Below are 21,536 nucleotides of genomic sequence, written 5' to 3'. Positions count from 1 at the left end.
ATATCAATTATCCTATTCCATCTCATATTGACAGACCTAGACATTATTAAGGATAACATCGTCGAAAAACGAGAATGAAAAGGACATAAAATTTTTATGTCGCCATCTCCCAGTAAGCCCGTTATGAAGACGGTGACTATTGTGAAAATAACCATTCCACTCTGGTCAAAAGTTGGGAATGGTTATTTTTTATTTTTATGAGTGCTTTTTAAATGGGATTAATTTATGATAATGGTGAGTGAGTATTCACTTCTTAAATGTTTGATATAGAAAGGGAGGGGCGACGATGATTGAAATTAAAGGCCTTACGAAGCATTTTGGTCATAAACAAGTCTTAGATAATGTGACGGTAACTTTTGAAGATGGTGAAGTTGTAGGGATTATTGGTCCTTCTGGTACGGGGAAGACGACAATGATTAAATGTATGCTCGGAATGGAAAAAATAGATGGGGGAACGGTGACCATTAATCAAAAACAAATGCCTAATCGTGCGGTATTAGGTGATATCGGTTATATGGCACAAAGTGATGCGTTGTATGAGGATTTAACAGCTCGAGAAAATCTAAAGTTTTTTGCGCAGATTTATATGACAAAGGGTGAGGATATTCAACAACGTATTGAATGGTGTGCTGAAAAAGTGAATTTAACACAAGATTTAGATCAACTTGTAAAAAATTTCTCAGGTGGAATGAAGCGGCGTTTGTCACTCGCGATGAGTTTTTTGCAAAATCCACAAATTTTGATTTTAGATGAACCGACTGTAGGTATTGATCCAAAGTTGAGAAAATCAGTGTGGGAAGATTTGTATGCGTTTAAAGGTGAAGGAAAGGCAATCCTCATTACGACACATGTATTGGACGAAGCGGATCGATGTGACAAATTGTTGCTCATGAATAACGGAAAAATTGTGGCACAAGGAACGCCAACAGAGATTAAGGGGCAATATGGTGCGGACTCAATTGAAGACGTGTTTTTGAAGATGGGAGATGAGGAAAAATGAATGCCTGGTATATCGCAAAAAGAGTTTACCGCCAAGTATTTCGAGATAAGCGAACGTTGGCTTTGTTATTTTTGGCGCCATTATTAATTTTATCCTTGTTGACATATTTATTTAATAGCACCGATCAAGCGAGGAGCATGCATATCGGTGTCAATCAAGTCCCAGATAATTTTGTTGCGCAATTGGAGAAACAAGACATCCATGTGCACCAGTACGACAATTCTCGACAAATTGAGCAAAAGATTAAAGATGATCGCTTGTCCGCATTTATCAATGTGACGGACGATACATTACATGTGACTTTTGCGAATGACAACCCCAATGCGACGACCATTGCACGGCAACAAACACAACAATGGTTAACGAAAGCAAATACAAATCAAATGAAAACACAGATGCAAGCTTTACAGGCGACATTACAAAAAATGCAAAATGAATTGAAAGCCCATCCCGAGATTGCAAAACAATTGGGGAATCAAACAGCAGCAAAGCCTACCCATTCGGCTCAACCACTAACGTTAAAAACGGATTATTTGTATAAAGGTCAAGATGCGACGTACTTTGATATGATTAACCCACTTTTAATTGGATTTTTTGTCTTTTTCTTCACTTTTCTCATTTCTGGGATTGCATTGCTACGAGAACGGACAACTGGCACATTAGAACGATTGTTGGCCTCACCGATTAAACGAAGCCATATCATTTTAGGTTATATTATCGGCTATGGCACATTTAGCTTTATTCAGACGCTATTAATTGTTTGTTTTTCAGTTTTTGTACTCAATATAGGTGTGAACGGCAGTATCGGTTATGTGATTTTGATTACACTTGTGATTGCATTAGTGGCGTTGACACTCGGTATTTTATTATCCACTTTTGCAGCATCTGAGTTTCAAATGATTCAATTTATTCCGATTGTCATCGTACCGCAAGTGCTCTTTGCGGGAATTATTCCAGTTGAATCTATGAACAACATATTGCAAGGCTTTGCGCACATCATGCCACTCTATTATGCGGGTCAAGCGCTACAAAATGTCATGATCCGTGGTTTTGGATTTGAAGCAATCGCAGTGCCACTTGCTATTTTATTCGCTATTTTCATTGTACTTTTAATATTGAACATGGTCGGTATGAAGCGGTACAGAAAGGTATAAGGTGACGCCATGAAGCATTCCATTGAAGAAATTTTGAAAGAAGCATTGCCACAAGTGACAGATTTGAGTCCTAAACAGCGCGATGTTTTATACAGTGCGCTCATTCAATTTAGTCAAAAAGGATTTGAACGAACAAGTACGAAAGATATCGCGGCTTATGCAGGTGTTGCAGAGGGGACAGTGTATAAAAAGTTTAAAACGAAAGAAGAACTATTATTCAAAGGGCTGATTCCGCTTTTTCGTCAACACGTGCTCCCTGTAGCCTTACGCGAGCTAAAAGAAGAACTTGCGCATATTGAAAACTTTGAACATTTTGTGAGTACGTTTATTGAAAATCGTTCTAACTTTATCATTCAAAACAGAAATATGCTTAAAATCATGGCGAATGAAGTGGCAACGAGCGACATATTGCAACAAGCGATAAAAAGTGCATTGTATGAAGAAGTTTGTGAACAATTCGATCCATTGTTAGCCCATTTCCAAAAAACTGGAGAAATGCAACCTATTGCTACAACACACTTTATCCAAATATTAATGACACAAGTGTTCAGTTTAAATATAGGTTACATTTTAAATCAACCTGTCAATCAAGCGCACTATGAGATGTTAAAAGCATTTTTAAAACAAAATTTATATCGCATGTTTACATTGAAATAAACATTAAAGGCGGTCGTATTCAAAGTGTCAGAATCTTTTATAAGTTCAACTCTTTGAGGCTTACGACCGCTTGTTTTTTTAAAATAGTGCCTGACTGATTTATGGTATAAGCGAGTGGCGTCGTTTGAATATAAAGTTGTTGCGGATTCATGTTACTTATGATATGTGCTTTCTTTAGATGCGGATGTTCTGCCACAAAAACTTGCACGGCCTTTGGTTCATCTTTAAATACAGGGTAAAGTGTATTCAGTTGTCCTTTGTTTTTGAGAGAATTGAAGATACGTTGGCAAACGGCACATTCTGTACTCACGACTAGCATATGATTCATTTCATGTTTTAGTTTTTGTTGAATTGGAAATGTTGCAGAAATCGGTAAACCGGTCATTTCTCGACGTGTTTGATTGATTTTACTGTTCATCAAGAGTAATACAGCTAAAATAAGCACAAGTAAAATTGCAATCACATAGAACATCTTAATCACCTCCTTAAATTGAGTTAAAATATGTATCACAAAAGAACGCGCATTGAATGGTTTGTCCCATCCAATGCGCGTTTTTCCTAAACCTAGCTATTAACCTTCGATAGTGAACTCACCATGGAATTCGAATTTAACATCTTTACCGAGCATAACGCCACCCGTTTCTAAAGCTTGGTTGAAGTTCATGCCATATTTTTCACGGTCGATTGTACCTGTTACTGTAAAACCAGTCACTTGACCGCCGCTAAGTGGGTTGTCACTGACACCGTGTTGTTCAAAGTCAAATGTTTCTTCATTTGTTTGACCAGCAATTGTTAAATCACCAGTAATTTTATTTTCTGTAATTGCTTTACTTTTGAAAATAATTTGTTGGTGTGATTCTACATTAAAGAAATCTGCTGTTTTTAAGTGATTGTCACGATCTGGATTTTTAGTGTCGATTGAATCTACGTTAATCGTTGCGACTGTTTCTAATGAACTTAAGTCATCAGCGTCACCTTTGACATCAACTGTGTAGTCGTTGAAAGTCCCTTTAATTTTTGAAACCATTAAATGTCTAATTGAAAATTCTAATGAACTGTGTACTGGATCGAATTTAAGGTTAGTCATAGAAAGCCCCTCCGTAGTAAAATAATTTGATTTAAACGTGATATAAAAAATATACCAAAAAGATAAATGTTTGTAAAGTTAAATGGTTTTTAGCTGTTTATAACACTATTGCAATTATTAATAAAACCAATTTAATACATGTTTCTAAATAGTTGTAAGTTTATTATGGAGGATTGAAAGAAATGGGTCAAAGAAAAGTGCTTGAAATGTGATGGAAGTTAAGCAGAGATAACGGTTTAAAGGATACATTAATTTGAGTATGAACCATAATACATAGGGTGTCTGATTTGATTTTGTAATAAAAGTTAAAAAAGTGATTGTGATGTGCACGATCACAATGTATAATGAAAGCGGTTAATTGAATAGCGTGTTACTGGTAAAACAGGCATGAGCAAAATATAAGCTATTGAAAAAATAGTTTTGTTTGCTCATGCCTTTTTTATATATTATCGATTGATTAGGGGTGTTTTAATAGTGTTTAAGCTCTTTTTTGGACAATTACAACGGATAGGGAAAGCGTTAATGCTACCTGTTGCTATTTTACCGGCTGCAGGGATTTTACTTGCACTTGGGAATGCCATGCACAACGAACAGTTAGTATCGTTGGCGCCATGGTTGAAACATGATGTATTTGTCATTCTGTCTACAATTATGGAATCAGCAGGTCAAGTTGTATTTGATAACTTGCCATTGCTTTTTGCAGTGGGGACAGCGCTAGGTCTAGCGGGTGGCGATGGTGTAGCCGCATTGGCAGCACTTGTCGGGTACTTAATTATGAATGCAACAATGGGAAAAGTGATGCATATCACGATCGATCAAATCTTTTCTTATGCGGATGGCGCACACACATTAAGCCAAGCGAGTAAATTGCCGCAACATGCTTTAATTTTAGGGATTCCAACATTACAAACAGGTGTGTTCGGCGGTATCATTATGGGTGCATTAGCCGCATGGTGTTACAACAAATTCTATAACATTACGTTGCCACAGTTTTTAGGTTTCTTTGCAGGAAAACGTTTTGTGCCGATTGTGACTTCATTAGTTGCGATTGCTGCGGGGGTTGTTTTGGCATTCGTTTGGCCACCGATTCAAGAAGGTCTTAACGGATTGTCGAACTTCTTATTAAATAAAAACCTTGTATTAACAACATTTATTTTTGGAATTATTGAGCGTTCATTGATTCCGTTTGGTTTACATCACATTTTCTATGCGCCGTTCTGGTTTGAATTCGGTTCATATGTGAATCAAGCGGGTGAAGTGGTTCGAGGTGACCAACGTATTTGGATGGAACAAATGAAAGACGGTGTGGCATTTACTGCTGGTGCTTTCACGACAGGTAAATATCCATTTATGATGTTCGGTTTACCAGCTGCTGCTTATGCGATTTATCGTCAAGCACGCCCAGAACGTAAAAAGATTGTCGGCGGTTTGATGTTATCAGCGGCATTAACGTCATTTTTAACAGGTATTACTGAACCATTAGAGTTTTCATTCTTATTTGTAGCGCCGATTTTATATGTGATTCACGTATTACTTGCAGGTACGTCATTCTTAGTGATGCATTTATTAGATGTGAAAATCGGGATGACATTCTCAGGTGGTTTTATTGATTATATTTTATACGGTTTACTGAATTGGGATCGCACAAACGCATTATATGTTATTCCAGTCGGTATCGTTTATGCGATTGTTTACTACTTCTTATTCACTTTTGTGATTAAACGCATGAACTTAAAAACGCCGGGTCGTGAAGATGAAGTGGCAGAAACGAGAGATACGTCAGTTGAGCGTTTACCATTTGATGTGTTAGATGCCATGGGTGGTAAAGACAACGTGAAACATTTAGATGCGTGTATTACGCGTTTACGTGTGGAAGTGCATGATAAAGCGCAAGTCGATGTCAATGCACTGAAAGAATTAGGTGCCGCGGGTGTTCTTGAAGTCGGCAACAACATGCAAGCGATTTTTGGTCCGAAGTCTGATCAAATTAAGCATGACATGGCTTTGATTATGAAAGGTGAAATTACGAGCCCAAGTCAAACGACAGTGTCTGAGGAAGATGAAGTTGTACATATTGATGGTTCAAGAAGTGTGACGATTGTTGCACCATGTGACGGCGAAGTGATTCCATTATCAGAAGTGCCAGATCAAGTCTTTTCAGGTGGCATGATGGGTGACGGTGTTGGTTTTATTCCACGTCAGTCAGAAATTGTCGCACCGTTCCATGGTAAAGTGAAGGCCTTATTCCCGACAAAACATGCGATTGGTTTAGAATCGACGGATGGCGTAGAATTATTGATTCATGTCGGTATTGATACGGTTAAGTTAAATGGGGAAGGATTCGAAACTTTCGTTGCTGTCGGTGATGAAGTTGCGGAAGGTCAATTGTTAATGAAAGTGGATTTAGATTATCTTCAACAGCATGCGCCAAGTATTGTGACACCGCTTATTGTGACAAACTTAGGAGAGCGTAAAATTGAAGTAGAAGATATGAAGGAAGTTGAGAAAGGTCAAAGGGTGTTCACTGTTTTATAACGGATAGTGTGAACCATTGAAGGTGCTGTATCGGTGTTTGTTTAAATGCTGATATGGCACCTTTTTATGCACTTTGAATACAATTTTTGGACTGATAATACTTAGATTGCTTAACGCTTTCTCCCTTTCCCAGGGGACTGGCCTCAACTCAATTTGGCTTGATACACAGTTTTCAATTTCTTAATAGATGTTTAAAAATGTACTCAGTGCGGTCTGTCGAGTTATTTTTTTGAAGTTGTGACATATTTGTGATTTATTTCACAAAATTATTGTGACGCTCTCACATTTGATGTATGCTTGAATCGAAAAATGAAACGTGTTCCATTTTGAAAGGGTGAAATGATATGAGCAAAGTGAGTATTATTGGTGCGGGTGCGGTAGGTTCAACGGCTGCGTATTTATTGTCTGAAACGCCATGGGTGAAAGAAATTGTATTGGTGGATGTCGACCAGGATCGTGCTCAAGGACAAGCACTTGATATGATGCATGGTGTCGGGGTCTCACAAACTAAGCGTGTGATGGCAGGCGATTACGAAGCGACTCAAGGATCGGACATCATTATTATTACAATTGGTGTGCCAGAAAAAGTAGGGGAATCTCGTCTCATTCCATTACAGAAGAATGCGGATATTTTAAAAGAAATTGTGCCACAAATGACTGCGCATAGTCCAAATGCCAAAATTGTCACAGTGAGTAATCCGGTCGATATTTTAGCGTACACGACATACAAAATCAGTGGTAAAGCAGCATCAGACGTGATTGGCTTAGGGACATTACTCGATACGTCTCGTCTGAAATATTTGTTGAGTGATTACTTTAATATCAGTCCAAAAAGTATAGAAGCGACAGTAGTAGGCGAACATGGTGATTCACAAGTTGTACTTTGGCGCCATGTCCGTATCGGTGGACTCACTTTAGAAGCGTTTGCGGCCACTCAAAACATGACGTTACCAGAAGACTTTAAAGAAACGATGGCAAAACGTGTAAAAGAGACAGCCTTTGATGTATGGAAGATGAAAGGACCGAATTGTTATTGTGTGGCGAATGCGATTCAATGTTTGGTGGAGGCACTATTGAGTCCAGAACGCCGTGTATTACCGGTGTCAAATTTGTATACGACATCGACAGGTTTGACGGTTTATATTAGTTTACCGAGTATTGTAAGTGCACAAGGGGTTGAACAAATGCTTCCTGAATTACTGAATGCAGAAGAGGAAGCGCAATTGAATGCTTCGTGTGCAGTGATGCATGACTATATTACACAAATGACTTTGTAATGAAATAAAGACCAATGACAAGGAAGTTTTGATGATGAAAAATAATTTTCAACAAACAACTGATAAAGTAGATATGAAAAACTTGATTAAATTTATTGTTGCGACACTGTTAGGGATTATTATTGTACTCATTCCATTTTCTTTTGCGAATGGGGTCGATACAATTTTATTTCATGTGATAAAAAGTTTTGTTGCGACATTTCAAGGACCGATGACTTGGCTGATTGCGCTCGTCTTTTGTGTGAGTGCCGTGATGGCTGTTATCGATCAAATTTGGAAGCCGAATTGGATTCGTAACAGTGCGACATTGAAGCCCCTGTTTTCGACGACTCCTTTTTATACGATAAACCGTATAATCGGTACGTTGATTACTTTGATGTGTCTATTCCAAATCGGGCCATTCTTCTTAACTTCTGAAGAGACTGGCGTGACAATGGTGAATTTAGCAGTGCAACTATCTGTCATTGTACCGATTATGTTGCTGTTTCAAACACTAATTTTAGAGTTTGGTGCGATGGAATTTATCGGCGAGCTCATTGGATTTTTAATTAAGCCGGTTTTTAAAATCTCTGAAATCTGTGCAGTGAGTGCGATCAGTGCATGGGTTGGCCCAGGGAATGCGGCGATACTGGCGTCTAAGGAATTGTTTGAAAAAGGGTATTATACAGTAAAAGAGACGGCGATACTTGGAAGTCAGTTCTCGACATCAAGTATTGGTTGGGTTGTTCTCGTGTGTAGTGTGCTCGGTGTTGTCGATGATTTCGGCATGATTTTCTTAGGGATTACAGTGATTGGCATGATTGTCGCATTTATCTGTGTGCGTATTCCGCCTATTTCTCGTTATCCAGATGTATATGTTGATGGGACGCCATTAAAAGAAGTCCAAACATCAGCGCAACAATCAAAACTTAAAACAGCGACAATACAAGCGACTGAACGTGCAGCAAAAGTGACATCTCACAATTTCATGAGTAAAAAGGACAACATGATGTTCTATGTTGTTTGGTTAATGCCGATCATCGTCTGTTGGGGAACTTTAGCACTTGCGATTTCCGTTTATACACCGTTACTTGCATGGGTTTCTTATCCAGTACAATGGATTTTACAATTGGCAGGCATACCGGAAGCGGCTGTCACAGCAAGTGCAATTATGTCAGGCTTTGCGGACAACTATTTACCAGTTATTTTAGGAGCGAATTTAACAGAGACAACAAGTAAAATAGTGATTGCGATGATGAGTATTTTACAGTTAATTTTCTTATCTGAAATTGCGACTTTACTGACATCAGCGAATGCGGTTCAAAAATTTTCGCATATTGTCATTATTTTCCTACAACGTACTTTCATCGCGTTACCTTTTGTTATACTATTTGTGAAACTCTTCTTCTAAATGAAGTTGCAAGAAAGGTGGGGAATCGATGTGGCTGAATATACACCTATTAAAACGGTCATTCAAGCATTCGACATTTTAGATATACTCTCTCAACATCCAAAGATGGGAATCAGTGAGATGGCAAGGTTGACGACGTTACCGAAAAGTACGATTTATCGTCACTTAAGAACATTAGTGGATTTGAATGTCGTCGCACAAGATAAAGATGAAAATTATTACCTCGGTTATAAAATGTTGAAATACCAAAATCATATGAAGCAAACGGACTCATTGATTCATCATGTCAAACCTTATATGCGTCGACTGGTGGAAAAAACGGGTGAAGCGATTAATTTGGGAATATTGGTTAATCAAGAAGTATGTATTTTGCATACGGAACATGGGGAACAGTATACATTACAAGCGCAACTCGGTCCCACCTCGATGTTGCATTGTTCTGGTATGGGGAAATGGTTTTTAAACACATTTACAGACGAAGCGTTAGAAGCTTATTTTAAGACTGCCGTATCGCGGACCATTCATACGATAACAGATGTCGCCACTTTTAAACATTATATGGCAACGCGTCCACATCAAGATATTGTGGAAGACCGCGAAGAATATGAATATGGGTTGATGTGCATTGCGACACCGATTAAAGATGAGACAGATACCATTCAGGCTGCGATAAGTATTTCAGGTCCAGTGAGTCGCTTAGAACAAAAAGGGCTGGGTATGATGCAGAAAGCGTTACTTGAAGAAGCCCAAAGTGCGAGTGATTATTTACAAGATATCGGTTATTGGACATCATGATAACAAGGTGTATGGTTTTCCACGTAAGGCAAAATCTCGATACAGAAGATAGGATTGGCAATATTTTCAAACATAAAAGAAGCTAGGTTTAATCTGGGCCTGAGCTTCTTTTTTAGTTTTATGAATGATATAAAGGCGCGCCATGACACCGGAAAGAAATTTTTATACAAAGGCGTTGTGATGGAGGACTTCCGATTTGACAAACATGCTTGTCAAAATGACTAACAACATATATATTGAATGGAGTAAGGAGTTGAAGGCATGAAAAATAGGTTGAAGGAGCTGCGGGCGCGTGACGGCTACAACCAAACACAACTCGCAAAAAAGGCAGGCATTTCACGTCAAACGGTCTCATTAATCGAACGCAATGGTTTTACACCTTCGATACTCACGGCGATTAAAATTGCGCGTATCTTTGGGGAACCGGTAGAGAATGTCTTTATCATAGAGGAGGAAGATCTGTGAAGGTAGGACGTTATTTAATGTTTGTAATTCTCGGTGGTATCGTTGGCGGTTTAATTTCATTATTGATTACTGGCGTAGATTTTCAGTATCTCATCCATCATATTGGTTTTATGAATCAACAATTGATGGTCATTTCATGTATCATCGTCACACTGTGTATTGTTGGTCTGACATTGTGGCAATATCAAATACAAAAAGCAGCATTAAAATTGAAGTCTCGTGTTGAAGGTCAAACAGAAATTGAAGAAACCGATATACTGGATCATCAAGCGAATATGAAATTTTTGAAAGTCAGTGTCATCGTTTATGTCCAATATTTAATCAGTTTTGTTTTCTTTTTTGTTCTTGCATTAGGTAACAAAGGGGAAACGGCATTGATAACAGCGATTGTTCCATTCCTTTTTACGTGTATTTCAGCAACGATGGTCGGTCTATTCCAAAGAAAATTTGATCGACGTTTTCCAAAATTAGGAGAGGCAAAATATACGGAAAAAGCTTTCCAAATCATGGATGAAGGGGAACGCTATATCACGCTTGTGTCACTTTATAAGGTATATCATATGAATCTAACTTTAATTATCATTGGCGTTTTATTGTTGTCGTTCTTTTCTTTAGCGACAGGAATGAATCAATTTTTAGGTATTTTGTTTATGATTGTATTGTTCGCTTACAATGCATTCGGTTATTTATGGAAAGTGAGTCGCTTTTATCGAGAGTGATGAAGGGAGTGTGCGGGATGTCTCCCCGAACACTACCGGCATACTTATCAAAAAGAGTAAAGACGTCGCATGATGGTGCGTGTCCTTACTCTTTTATTTTGTAATGGGAATTAAAATAGATACGAATGTTAGTCGTTAGAAATAATCACTTTTAATGTGCCTTCTTGAGCCGCATTGCCAAACACTTCGTAAGCTTCTAACATGTCATCCATTTGGAAGTGGTGCGTAATGAGCTTTTCAGGTTGAACTTTACCCGACTCTACTGTTTTTAATAATAATGGTGTAGAGTAGCCACTCACAAGACCTGTTGTAATAGAGATGTTCTTAATCCATAGTTCTTCAAGGTGGAGATCAACCTTTGTACCGTGCACACCAATGTTAGCGATACGGGCACCAGGACTAATGATTTTTTGACATAATTCGAATGTTGCCGGAATACCGACTGCCTCCATTGCAACATCCACACCACGTCCACCTGTTAATTCATGAATGCGTTCGAGGACATTTTCGCTACCACTGTTAATCGAAGCGGTTGCACCTAAATCTTTCGCAGCTTGTAAACGATTGTCGTCAAGGTCAATCATAATAATCTCAGCAGGTGAGTAGAATTGTGCAGTGAGGACCGCAGCTAAACCGATTGGACCTGCACCAACGATAGCAACTGTATCACCTGGATTCACATTTGCGCTTAATGTTCCAATTTCAAAACTAGTTGGTAAAATATCACTCAACATGACAAGTGCTTCGTCGTTCGCACCATCTGGCACACGGTGTAGACTGTTGTCAGCATGTGGAATACGGACATACTCAGCTTGTGTACCATCAATTAAGTGACCTAAAATCCAACCACCATCTTCACAGTGCGCATACAATTGTTTTTTACAGTAATAACATGAGCCACAAGCTGTTACTGCTGAAATAATCACTTTATCTCCTTTTTTAAATTGTGTCACTGAATCGCCCACTTCTTCAACAATGCCGACACCTTCATGGCCTAAAATACGACCATCAGTAACAGCAGGGACGTCTCCTTTTAAAATGTGTAAGTCAGTTCCGCAAATCGTTGTTTTGACAACTTTAACAATAACGTCTGTTGGCTTTTGCAATTGTGGCTTATCAACTTCGATCCATTCTTTTTTTCCAGGACCACGATAAACAAGTGCTTTCATTTTAACATTCCTCCCCAGGACATTTGTCATTATTTTCGCACTATTCTATAAACACCGTCAATAATAGTGTAAAAATATTATATTAAACTTACACGATTTATAACTATATTATATTCCTAGGAAATAATTATTCAACGCCTTTTGAGGGTGATATGCATCAGATTCACAGTAATGCCACAGAACGTTCACCAGTTTGAAACACTTCACTTTTAATGTAAAGTACCCCATTTGTGCATTGCGAATAAAGTGCTTTTTGAATAGCAGACATATCGATATATAGTTTTATTACTTTAAATATATTTTCAACAAATATATCATGCTTTAAGTTTTTCGTTGATTTTACAAAAAAACTTGATTATTATTAAGTAAATAATCAATTAGGAGTTGGTTTTATGTCGCAATTTGATCAGCAATTGAAATTATCTATTGTAGAAGGAATTGTCGCGGGCTATAAGGAATATGTAGAAGTAAGAAATGAAGCGCATAAAAAATTAAAAGTAAGTAATGGTTATGCGTTTACTAAAGCGAATTATATTGATCACCATGTTGCGCTTCATACTGAGAAATTTGTGGAGAATACAAGACGTAGTGCAGGGCCTTCATGGAGGTTTTTATTATTTAGTCCGACCGACAAACATCACGAAAAGATTTTTCATTTTGTAGTAGTAAATGGTAGAACTTTTAATAAAGATAAGGTGAATAAAGGTAGAAGATTGATTCATAATAGTGGTGAGCCTCCAGAAAAGAAATATTTGACCGAATTGATACAATTGAACCGTGGTGTTGATTTTGAAAAACTAAACCAATCATTACATGTTAATCATCAACTTAATGCAGATAAAATGCTTTTCGATATGATAAATAATGACTCAACCGACAAAATCAAATTTATTATGATTACTTACGATGTTGACAATAAATCAAAAATGCTAAACGAAATAAAGGTTTGGATACCTAATCCAAATAATTATACTGCTGTCGAATTTTTAAATTTAACTGAAGAAATGAATGAATTTATAAAAAATGATGAACAATATCAAATTAATGAGGAGGAAGTCGAAATTTTAAAACAAGACCGAGAAGATGTAGAATGGTTAGATACAGAAGTATTTGGTTTTGAAATAGAAGAAATTCAAGAAAGTGATTTATAATTAAAAGGAAGCGTGAAATATTATGTTTAAAGGTGAAAACCTTAAAGCGTTAAGAATGATTGAAGGATATAGTCGCAAATCATTAGCTGACGTATTACAAGTTTCAGAACAAGCAGTTTGGCAGTATGAAGTACAAAATATGATGCCTGAAATAAACAAAATATATACTTTGGCACAACAATTCAACGTGAAAACAAAATTCTTCTTCTCGGCGAAACAAGATTTATTTACTCAAACAGCAGTAGATACGCATTCGATTGCTTTTCGGTCTAAAAACCAAAGGACAAGTACAAAAATTTTAAGCCAAAACCATGCACAGGCCAACTTTTATGCGCAATTGACAGACTATTTATCAGGATATGTCAAACAACCCCATCCACCAATACTGACATTGATTCACAAGATTGATCGCTATCTTTCACAAAATATGGATGCAAGAGCACGTATTCAACTGATTGCAAACGAAGCACGTGAGATGGTGTTAAATCATCAATCAAATGACCAGCTCCTATTGGCATTAGAAAAATTTGGTATTTACATTTATGAAAAAGATTTAACTGATGATGCAGATGCCTACAGTTTTTGGTCTAAACATCAAGTGCCATTCATCATTTTATCTAATAATAAAGGTGTTGCTGTGCGAAGACACTTTGATTTGGCGCATGAGTTAGGCCATTTGTTACTTCATCGTCAAGTTGAATTTGATATGTTGACACACGAAGCGTTTCAAACCATTGAAAAAGAAGCAGATATCTTTGCGGCTGAGTTTTTATTGCCCGAGAAACAATTTATTGAGTCCTTTCATCAAGTTAAGAAGAAATCAAATCCTGACCATTTTGTGATGTTAAAGGAACAATGGCATGTTTCTATACAAGCGATGGCGATGCGGGCATTTTATTTAGGTTTACTATCAGATACACAATATCGTTATTTTTGGTCATTAATTAACAAAAAGGGTTATAAAAAAAGAGAGCCACTAGACGTAGACATCCAATTACCCAAGCCTGTAAAAATCAATAGCCTATTAAATATGTTATTCTCTAAAAAAGTACTGACGCCCGAAAGCCTACTTGATGATTTGCAACTTGAACCAGAATTTTTGTATAAAAAAGCGAGTATCAGTCAAAAGTTATTCGAAAAATTCATGCAGCAAGAAAAGCGAACAGCTGAAGCAGATGTGTTAAATGGTTTCGTTATCCCATTCACCTAAACACGACATGTTAATCATGAATCAAAAGAGTGCAGCGACATCAATGGTCACTGCACTCCTGTTATGATTTCTAAATGTTATAAGAAAAATGTTGCGAAGACAAATGCACTGATACCGACAAGGGCGCAGTATAACAATGCAGGTCCTAGAGTTTTACGAATGACACTGCCTTCTTTACCTGCCATGTTAACAACAGCACACACTGCCACGACGTTATGCACACAGATCATGTTACCGGCTGCACCGCCAATGACTTGGGCTGCTAAGACAGTATACAGATCTGCACCAATCGCATCAGCAATGTTCGCTTGGACAGGTGCGAATGTTAATGTTGAAACAGTCGCGCTTCCTGTAATAAACGAACCGAGTGCACCTAAGAATGGTGCGACGAACAACCACATATCACCAAATGTGTGGGCCATGCCGTTCGCGATATATTCAGGCATGCTCAGTAAATCTTTACTGTTGAGACCTGAGTTACTAAAGACATGTACCATCGCTAACGTTGCAATGAGTGTGAAACCTGTCACACTAATCGTTTTGGCAGAATCTTTACATGCTTTCGAAAAGTGTCGAAATGATTTACGTTGGATAATGATCGCAAAAATAGCTGCGATAAATAATATCGTTCCGGGTGAATAAAGGAGTTGCCAACTTGACGAAATCGTGTCATAGCCTAAAATCTGATTCCAAGATAAATCGAGCATAGTCGTTGTAAATGTTTTAACAGGTGCCACAATACGTGTTAATAACAAGAGTACTACGACGATTAAGTAAGGTGACCATGCCGCGAGTAGACTCATTTCATGTGGCTGTGATAAGTCTGATGCAATATAGTCATCTGTTAATGCTTCTGTCCATTCATTTTTAGGAACAAGCCAACCTTTTCTCGCAGTCACAACAGCAACGACTAATGTGGTTAGTGAACTTAAAATAGACACAAACTCTGGTCCCGTTAGCACAGCATAAATCCATGCAGTCACTGCGTACACGACACCGATAAGTAATGTCCATGGCAAAATTTCTAATATCGCTTTGAGTTTGTTTGATTTTCCAAAGAAGACAATCATTGTTGTTACGATAATGAGTGGAATGAATACACCACTGAATAGATCGATTAATGTAATATGAATCGCTGTTTCAGCAAACAACTGTTCATTTGCTCGCTTTAATGTACTTAATCCAACGATGACAGGTGTACCGACTGCGCCGAATGATACGGAAATACTGTCTGCGATTAACGCGGTAGTGACACTCACAAGTGGTCTAAAGCCGAGTGCAACCATTAATGGTGCAGTGACCATCGCAGGTGTTCCAAAACCAGATGCACCTTCAATTAAAGAACCGAATAAAAATGCGACGATAATGACTTGGACACGCATGTCACTAGATACACTTTGGAAACTGGCATTGATACGTGCAACGGCATTCGTTTCACGTAATGTATTTAAGAGTGTTAATGCGCCAAATAAAATTAAAATGATAGTTAATGTTTTATGTGCACCTTGTAATAGAGATGCACCGATTACACCAGCTTCAATGCCCCACACTGAAAAGCCGAGTAATGTTACGATGATTGCGCTGATTGTCATCCCAACAAGTGCAGACATACGTAACAAGACTAAACAAATAAAAGGTGTGATGACTGCACTTAATGCGACAAGCATCAATAAAGTATTCATTTTTTGACCCCCTAAAAATCTTTCCCTTTAAAGACATCTAATGACTCGATGTCTGTATCGATTGAATTGTAAGCGTTTTTACATCAAATTGCAATCAAATTTTTCTGCTGTCTTTTTCGTTTGTCACATTTCTGCCATTTTTTACTATTATATATAAATATTTAATTCGTTTTTTCACAAAATAGAACGAATGAAAGTATACTAATAAATGGTTTGAACACTGTTTGTCTCTTGACGGTACATATAAAAGGTAATGACAAGTATGCACATTAAGAAGTGAGTTATTTTTAGAGACTAATAATAATAGAATGTAAGTTTTTTTGATAATAAATGTGCTACACATAAGAATATGTTGGCATGTGATGGGATCTGCATCTCATTTAAGCGCAAATTAAAAGACGTTTATAATAAGCTACGAAAGCGGTAACATGTGGGCAGCAGGTTACCGATTGAAGATCGTAACGAATTTTACAGAAGAAACCGAAACAAATTTGTCCGTTATGAATCATCATTATCAGTGGTTGTTTGTCTTTAAAAGTAGAGGCGTGAACCGCTATTTTTATGTAAAGATAGAGCGTGCTTCAAAGGCGGTTTGATTTTCATAAAGTGGGGAAAAATAACCGGAATGCATCGCAATTGAAGGCCTATGTTACGGTCTGAAACGGGACTTATATTGTCTTTGTATCGATGGAACAAATGGAATAATGAAATAAAAAGTATAGGTCGAGACACAATATGTCTGACACGCTAACATTTCCTGGGAAACAATGTATGGAGGAGGTTGTAAAAATGAAGTGGGGCATTTCAATAGGTTTAAGTTTAATACTTATTTTCACAATGTTTCAAAGTGAAGCAGTAGCACCTACATTTCAAAAAGGGGTTAATATTGATGTGGCACGGAAAGATTATTCGCTGGAAACACTTAAAAAGATAGTTGATACAATCGCCCGTTATGAGGGGGATTATTTGCAGTTGCATTTTGCTGATGATCAACATTATGCGATTGCCTTTCATGACATGTCATCAACGAAGCGGGAGACATTGTCATATAAGGAAATTAAAGCGCTCATCAAATATAGCAATGATCGCGACGTTATGATTGTCCCAGATATAGAGTTTCCGTCTCATGCAGGTGCACTACTCCAACATCTGAAGAAACAAGATCGCGAGACATATGAAGCAGTGGTATCTGAATTTAGTGAGAATACTGTAGACTACTTTGATAATCAACGTGCAGTCAAATGGAGTCAACAACATATGAAAAAAGTGATGTCGTTGTTTGCACAGCCGAAGTATCAAGGTGAACAGCGTATTGTCATTGGTGGAGATGAAGTGCCTGGTGCAATGGCGCATCAAAAATCTTTCGTACACTATATGAATCAATTAGCCGAAACAGCACAAAAAGAAGGCTATCAACCCCAAATTTGGAATGATAGCCTTACAAAACAAGGTATTCAAATGTTAGATCCAAATGTTTCTGTTTTATTTTGGAGACAACATAAAGAGACACATCAGCAACAAGCACATGTAAAAGATTTAGCAAAGGCCGCTATTCCTGTGTTTAACTACAATGCCCAGACTTTATATTTTTTACCAGCGTCACAACACTCTGAGGAAGCGATTCAGAAACAGCAACAGTTTATTGAACGTCATTATGCTGAAAATCGATTTAATGTTTTCAATGATGCCCATCATGTCGTTGCACAACCGAATATTCAAGGCTCAGCATTGTCATTTTGGGGCGAACATGCAGATGAACTGTCTCAACAAGAAATGCTACAACAAATGCAACCACTCATTCAAACCTATTTAACACGAAATTAAGAGAGTTGAATGTTCAGTTTGTATGGTTGTTTGCCGATTGCGAATCGAAAAATATAAAACTCTCGTAAAAACAATCCAACACCCACACAAATGCCCAGTGTATAAAGCAGTGAAATGGCGATGAAAACAAATGTTAAATCAGAAAAGCTCTTAAAGTATTCATAAAGCGTACTGAGAATAATTGGATGGAACAAGTAGATGAAAAATGAAAATGCGCTGACTAAGTTGATAGTTCCCATCATTAATTGTTTGAAGTGTAGACATAGACTAAGAAGTAGTAAAAACATTGATGCATGGTAACACATTAAGTTTTCGTTAAAGCTTGTTACCCATCCGTAATCATGGTGTTGAAATAATACAAATACGCCAAATGATAAAATCGCTAAAATAATAACGATAAAAACGTAGTGTGTTAAAAAGTTGATGACTGCAGTGTAATTTCTTCCAATATATGCACCGAAAAAGAAGAAGAAAATCCAGCCGAGAATAAATGTGTTTTCACTTAATGGATAAATGGCTAAAAACTGACTTGAAAATGCCTCATTCGTATCCAATTGGTGTAAAAAACTAAATTGAATGATAAAAGTTGCGATGAGCATGATTTTGCTATCAAATATTTTAGGTGAGATTTTGAAAATGATATAGCTCAATATGAAGAACTGCATAATGACAATAATAAAGTAACCGTGCCAACGTCCAAGTATTAAATTTTCGTACAGTTGGTGTTTGAAAGGCGTTGCGGTGAGTCGACTTTCACTAAAGCAATAAAATAACCCAACGATAAAATACGGTAGTAAAATATATTTCACTCGTTCCCAAAGGTATTTCAAATTGACCGTGTCATAATTGAGTGTTGTCAGCAATTGAGACAAGATAATAAAACTCGGTGTACCGAAGATGACAATGTGCTGTAAGTAATAAATGAGTTTTAATTCGACAGAATGTGTCGTATCAAGATGACGCATATATTCAGTGAAAATGTGTGTCAAAATAATCAACATGCACGTTAATGCTCTAAAATAGACAAGTTCTAATTTTTTTTACGAAGCGTCATGATGAAAAGCCCCCCACTTTTTGACTAATTGGTTAAAAGCATCTTCACTCACTAAAATACGTGGAATGTGGTAGTTATCATCATTGACGGACATGGCTTTTTCTTCCAAAGTGTATCCGTATGAAATGCCACTATCGCGAACTGCGTTGACGGCTTGATCATCAATTTGGCCATAAGGATATGCGATGGATGTTTCTTTACGCTTGAAATGTTGATCGATATAGTCATTACTTTTGCGCAAATCATGCTTGAGAACTTTAGAAGAAACAGTTAACATTTTAGAATCGTTTTTTTTGAGTACATGTAAGTCATGTGTATGTGATTGAAATGTCCATAATCCAGATTTTTCCATTTCTTTAAGGTCTGATAAAGTAGACAAATTTAAATTATGGTAGTCTTGCGCACCTACTTTTCCAGTGATAACAAAGCCAGTTGCGGGAACATTGTATTTCTTTAAAATAGGAAATGCATTTTGATATACTGATTCATCCATATCATCGAAGCTAATCCATACACTCCTTTTTGGAAAGTGACCTTCACGTTTATAGCGAATCAATTCGTCATGCGTTAAAAAATGTGCATCATGTGCTTTAAGCCATTTGATTTGGCGTTCAAACGCTTCTTTACTCACACTATAAGTCGACATTTCTTTACTGCCTGAAAAGATAAATAAAAATTTATCTAAAAAGTCGTCACCTCTTACTCTATGGTAATTTAAGGCGAGTGCAGTTTGATCGCCGTCATCTTTAAGTTTTTGTTCCTTTGCATCAGCTTGATGGATAGGGAGTAGTGCAATCATCATTGTAGAAATAATGGCACCACCTATGATCGTGAAAAATTTAAAGAAATTTACCATCGTTAATGCCTTCTTTCTTATTTTTGTATTGGTGAATCAAAATGCTAGTTATAAAAATAAGCGTGACCACACCAATGAAAATTGCCATTTTGAAAAACATTTGATTCATTGAGTCCATTTCGATATTGAGAACTGAACGGATTAAGAGCACCGAATTTGCAGTACTATGCAATAATGACCCAACGATTAAAATGAATGCAATGATACAATAAAACCACAATGAAAGTGAGAATATTAAGATAATTGTTTCCCGAATGAAATTGAGTAATGTGTGTATTAGTTGTTTTCTTTTGTGCCTCTGTCTGGACTTGACCATGTCGCAAATTCACCTTTCTTTCTAAGTAGTGCTTTCGGAAATGCCAGCATCGCCACTAGTGCATTGAGAATCCAATAGACAGTAGGGTACCAGCTTAAGTAAAATAGTGTGAAAATATTTTGCTTTTCATACCGTGAATCGATAATCAAAGAAACCGTGAACTGCACAATATTAATAAATGTTAAAAGAAGTGCAGATAAGACAATGATTGAAAAGTGATATTGGAGATAATAGATATCTAGAAAATTACAATTGAGTAATGCGAGTAATAGTGAAACAACAATCCAATACACCCACAAGAGTGAGAAAAATTGTTCAAATACGAGCATATACAAAGCAGGGTTCATCGATTTGATCCCTTTTAAACCGTCGCGAATCAGTACCTCTTGCCCACCTTGTGCCCAACGAATCCGCTGTTTCCATAAACCTGCAACCGTTTCGGGGACGAGCATCCAACATAGGGCACGAGGCTCGTATTTAATATGATAACCGTGTAAATGGAATTTCCATGAAACAGCTATATCTTCAGTGATCATATCAATATCCCAACGACCGACAGCTTCAATTGCGCTTTTACGAAATAATGTAAAGACCCCAGATATGGTGTTGATTTTTCCCATGATGGATTGCGCTCTTTTAATACTCCCGACCATACTGGCATATTCAATGGTCTGAATTTTTCCTAGCAATGCACGTTTATTGCGGATACGTGGGTTACCAGTGACCGCCGCGAGTTTTGGATTTTTCTTGAAATGTTCAAGCATGAAGTACGGACCGTTATTATCAATCATTGTGTCCGCATCAATACCCATGACATAATCATATGTTGCATATTCCAATCCTCGATTTAAGGCATTCGCTTTACCGTTATTTTCTGTCAAATCAACAAAAATAAAGTCTAATGTATGTTGAAGTTGATAGAGCACTTCCGCTGAACGGTCAGAACTCCCGTCGTTGATGACAATGATTTCTTTATTTGGAAATTCTAACGCTGCAATACTATGAATGGTATCTGCAATCGTATCAGCTTCGTTGTAACAAGGAATTAAAAAAGAAATACCCTCCTCTCCAATGTTTTTATCAGGTGTTTTTTTAAGCCGCATTTCGTAAAAAAGGGCATAAAACAGTGTGCCGACTATCCAATAAATTGACATAAACAACGGATATAACAGCAAAATCAGTAAAATATCCATAA

The 21,536-nt window shown here is 37.3% G+C and carries 21 protein-coding genes; 13 read left to right on the top strand and 8 right to left on the bottom strand.

Annotated features, from left to right (window positions below):
• Positions 1-286: 286 nt before the first annotated feature.
• Genes CD138_RS01095 through CD138_RS01085 form a run of 3 tightly spaced genes read left to right on the top strand, consistent with a single transcriptional unit; the run spans position 287 to position 2,811 of the window.
• Positions 287-1,000: an ABC transporter ATP-binding protein gene (locus CD138_RS01095; protein WP_019168848.1), complete on the top strand. Its 714-nt coding sequence runs from the start codon at positions 287-289 to the stop codon at positions 998-1,000.
• Complete coding sequence (locus CD138_RS01090) at positions 997-2,154, top strand: ABC transporter permease (RefSeq protein WP_019168849.1); 1,158 nt, start codon at positions 997-999, stop codon at positions 2,152-2,154. Before CD138_RS01095 ends, CD138_RS01090 begins: the two co-directional genes overlap by 4 nt.
• Before the next feature lie 9 nt (positions 2,155-2,163).
• Positions 2,164-2,811, top strand: coding sequence for a TetR/AcrR family transcriptional regulator (locus CD138_RS01085; RefSeq protein WP_019168850.1), 648 nt, complete (start codon positions 2,164-2,166; stop codon positions 2,809-2,811).
• A 37-nt stretch (positions 2,812-2,848) separates the two neighbouring features.
• On the opposite strand, the gene CD138_RS01080 is transcribed toward CD138_RS01085, so the two are convergent.
• Together CD138_RS01080 and CD138_RS01075 are read right to left on the bottom strand one after the other, a co-directional pair.
• Complete coding sequence (locus CD138_RS01080) at positions 2,849-3,283, bottom strand: hypothetical protein (protein ID WP_019168851.1); 435 nt, start codon at positions 3,281-3,283, stop codon at positions 2,849-2,851.
• A gap of 99 nt (positions 3,284-3,382) precedes the next feature.
• Positions 3,383-3,898, bottom strand: a complete 516-nt coding sequence (locus tag CD138_RS01075; RefSeq protein WP_019168852.1) for a YceI family protein — start codon at positions 3,896-3,898, stop codon at positions 3,383-3,385.
• A gap of 474 nt (positions 3,899-4,372) precedes the next feature.
• Between CD138_RS01075 and ptsG the strand changes: the two genes are divergently transcribed.
• From ptsG to CD138_RS01045, 6 genes are all read left to right on the top strand, one after another.
• Positions 4,373-6,433: a glucose-specific PTS transporter subunit IIBC gene (gene ptsG, locus CD138_RS01070; RefSeq protein WP_096559518.1), complete on the top strand. Its 2,061-nt coding sequence runs from the start codon at positions 4,373-4,375 to the stop codon at positions 6,431-6,433.
• Positions 6,434-6,777: 344 nt separating this feature from the next.
• Positions 6,778-7,710, top strand: a complete 933-nt coding sequence (locus tag CD138_RS01065) for a lactate/malate family dehydrogenase (protein ID WP_019168854.1) — start codon at positions 6,778-6,780, stop codon at positions 7,708-7,710.
• A 31-nt stretch (positions 7,711-7,741) separates the two neighbouring features.
• Positions 7,742-9,100 carry a YjiH family protein gene (locus tag CD138_RS01060; protein WP_033193841.1) on the top strand — a complete coding sequence of 453 codons (1,359 nt, stop codon included), beginning with the start codon at positions 7,742-7,744 and terminating at the stop codon, positions 9,098-9,100.
• Between the two features lie 30 nt (positions 9,101-9,130).
• Complete coding sequence (locus tag CD138_RS01055) at positions 9,131-9,895, top strand: IclR family transcriptional regulator (protein ID WP_019168856.1); 765 nt, start codon at positions 9,131-9,133, stop codon at positions 9,893-9,895.
• A gap of 261 nt (positions 9,896-10,156) precedes the next feature.
• The gene (locus CD138_RS01050; RefSeq protein WP_014612771.1) at positions 10,157-10,360 is read left to right on the top strand and encodes a helix-turn-helix transcriptional regulator; all 204 of its coding nucleotides are present in this window, start codon (positions 10,157-10,159) and stop codon (positions 10,358-10,360) included.
• Positions 10,357-11,079 (top strand): DUF3169 family protein, encoded by a 723-nt coding sequence (locus CD138_RS01045; protein WP_019168857.1) that lies wholly within the window; start codon positions 10,357-10,359, stop codon positions 11,077-11,079. Before CD138_RS01050 ends, CD138_RS01045 begins: the two co-directional genes overlap by 4 nt.
• Before the next feature lie 128 nt (positions 11,080-11,207).
• Here the strand turns inward: CD138_RS01045 and CD138_RS01040 are convergent, their stop codons facing one another.
• The gene (locus CD138_RS01040) at positions 11,208-12,248 is read right to left on the bottom strand and encodes a zinc-dependent alcohol dehydrogenase family protein (RefSeq protein WP_019168858.1); all 1,041 of its coding nucleotides are present in this window, start codon (positions 12,246-12,248) and stop codon (positions 11,208-11,210) included.
• Between the two features lie 392 nt (positions 12,249-12,640).
• On the opposite strand from CD138_RS01040, the gene CD138_RS01035 reads away from it, so the two are divergent.
• Complete coding sequence (locus CD138_RS01035) at positions 12,641-13,399, top strand: spr1630 family ClpXP-sensitive toxin (RefSeq protein ID WP_019168859.1); 759 nt, start codon at positions 12,641-12,643, stop codon at positions 13,397-13,399.
• Between the two features lie 22 nt (positions 13,400-13,421).
• Positions 13,422-14,609 (top strand): spr1629 family repressor/antitoxin, encoded by a 1,188-nt coding sequence (locus tag CD138_RS01030; protein WP_019168860.1) that lies wholly within the window; start codon positions 13,422-13,424, stop codon positions 14,607-14,609.
• A 77-nt stretch (positions 14,610-14,686) separates the two neighbouring features.
• Here the strand turns inward: CD138_RS01030 and CD138_RS01025 are convergent, their stop codons facing one another.
• Entirely contained in the window at positions 14,687-16,291 is a 1,605-nt protein-coding gene (locus tag CD138_RS01025) for an L-lactate permease (RefSeq protein WP_019168861.1), read from the bottom strand.
• 428 nt (positions 16,292-16,719) lie between these two features.
• Here CD138_RS01025 and CD138_RS14115 point away from each other — a divergent pair, with 428 nt between their 5' ends.
• Positions 16,720-16,887: a hypothetical protein gene (locus tag CD138_RS14115; protein ID WP_167414221.1), complete on the top strand. Its 168-nt coding sequence runs from the start codon at positions 16,720-16,722 to the stop codon at positions 16,885-16,887.
• Between the two features lie 193 nt (positions 16,888-17,080).
• A complete protein-coding gene (locus tag CD138_RS01020) occupies positions 17,081-18,115 on the top strand; it encodes a family 20 glycosylhydrolase (RefSeq protein ID WP_019168862.1) in 1,035 nt (344 codons plus the stop codon).
• Here the strand turns inward: CD138_RS01020 and icaC are convergent.
• Genes icaC through icaA form a run of 4 tightly spaced genes read right to left on the bottom strand, consistent with a single transcriptional unit; the run spans position 18,112 to position 21,534 of the window.
• Complete coding sequence (icaC, locus tag CD138_RS01015) at positions 18,112-19,116, bottom strand: polysaccharide intercellular adhesin biosynthesis/export protein IcaC (RefSeq protein WP_019168863.1); 1,005 nt, start codon at positions 19,114-19,116, stop codon at positions 18,112-18,114. The two genes, CD138_RS01020 and icaC, sit on opposite strands and share 4 nt — an antisense overlap.
• Before the next feature lie 39 nt (positions 19,117-19,155).
• Complete coding sequence (gene icaB, locus CD138_RS01010) at positions 19,156-20,025, bottom strand: intercellular adhesin biosynthesis polysaccharide N-deacetylase (protein ID WP_019168864.1); 870 nt, start codon at positions 20,023-20,025, stop codon at positions 19,156-19,158.
• Positions 20,009-20,341 (bottom strand): intracellular adhesion protein IcaD, encoded by a 333-nt coding sequence (icaD, locus tag CD138_RS01005; protein ID WP_019168865.1) that lies wholly within the window; start codon positions 20,339-20,341, stop codon positions 20,009-20,011. The genes icaB and icaD overlap by 17 nt, the downstream gene beginning before the upstream one ends.
• The gene (icaA, locus tag CD138_RS01000; protein ID WP_019168866.1) at positions 20,302-21,534 is read right to left on the bottom strand and encodes a poly-beta-1,6 N-acetyl-D-glucosamine synthase IcaA; all 1,233 of its coding nucleotides are present in this window, start codon (positions 21,532-21,534) and stop codon (positions 20,302-20,304) included. Before icaA ends, icaD begins: the two co-directional genes overlap by 40 nt.
• Between the last annotated feature and the right edge of the window lie 2 nt (positions 21,535-21,536).

It is taken from the genome of Staphylococcus intermedius NCTC 11048 (assembly GCF_002902385.1).
GTDB lineage: Bacteria > Bacillota > Bacilli > Staphylococcales > Staphylococcaceae > Staphylococcus > Staphylococcus intermedius.
The sequence above is the reverse complement of the archived record's forward strand: the minus strand, read 5'-3'. Positions and strand labels throughout refer to the sequence as shown.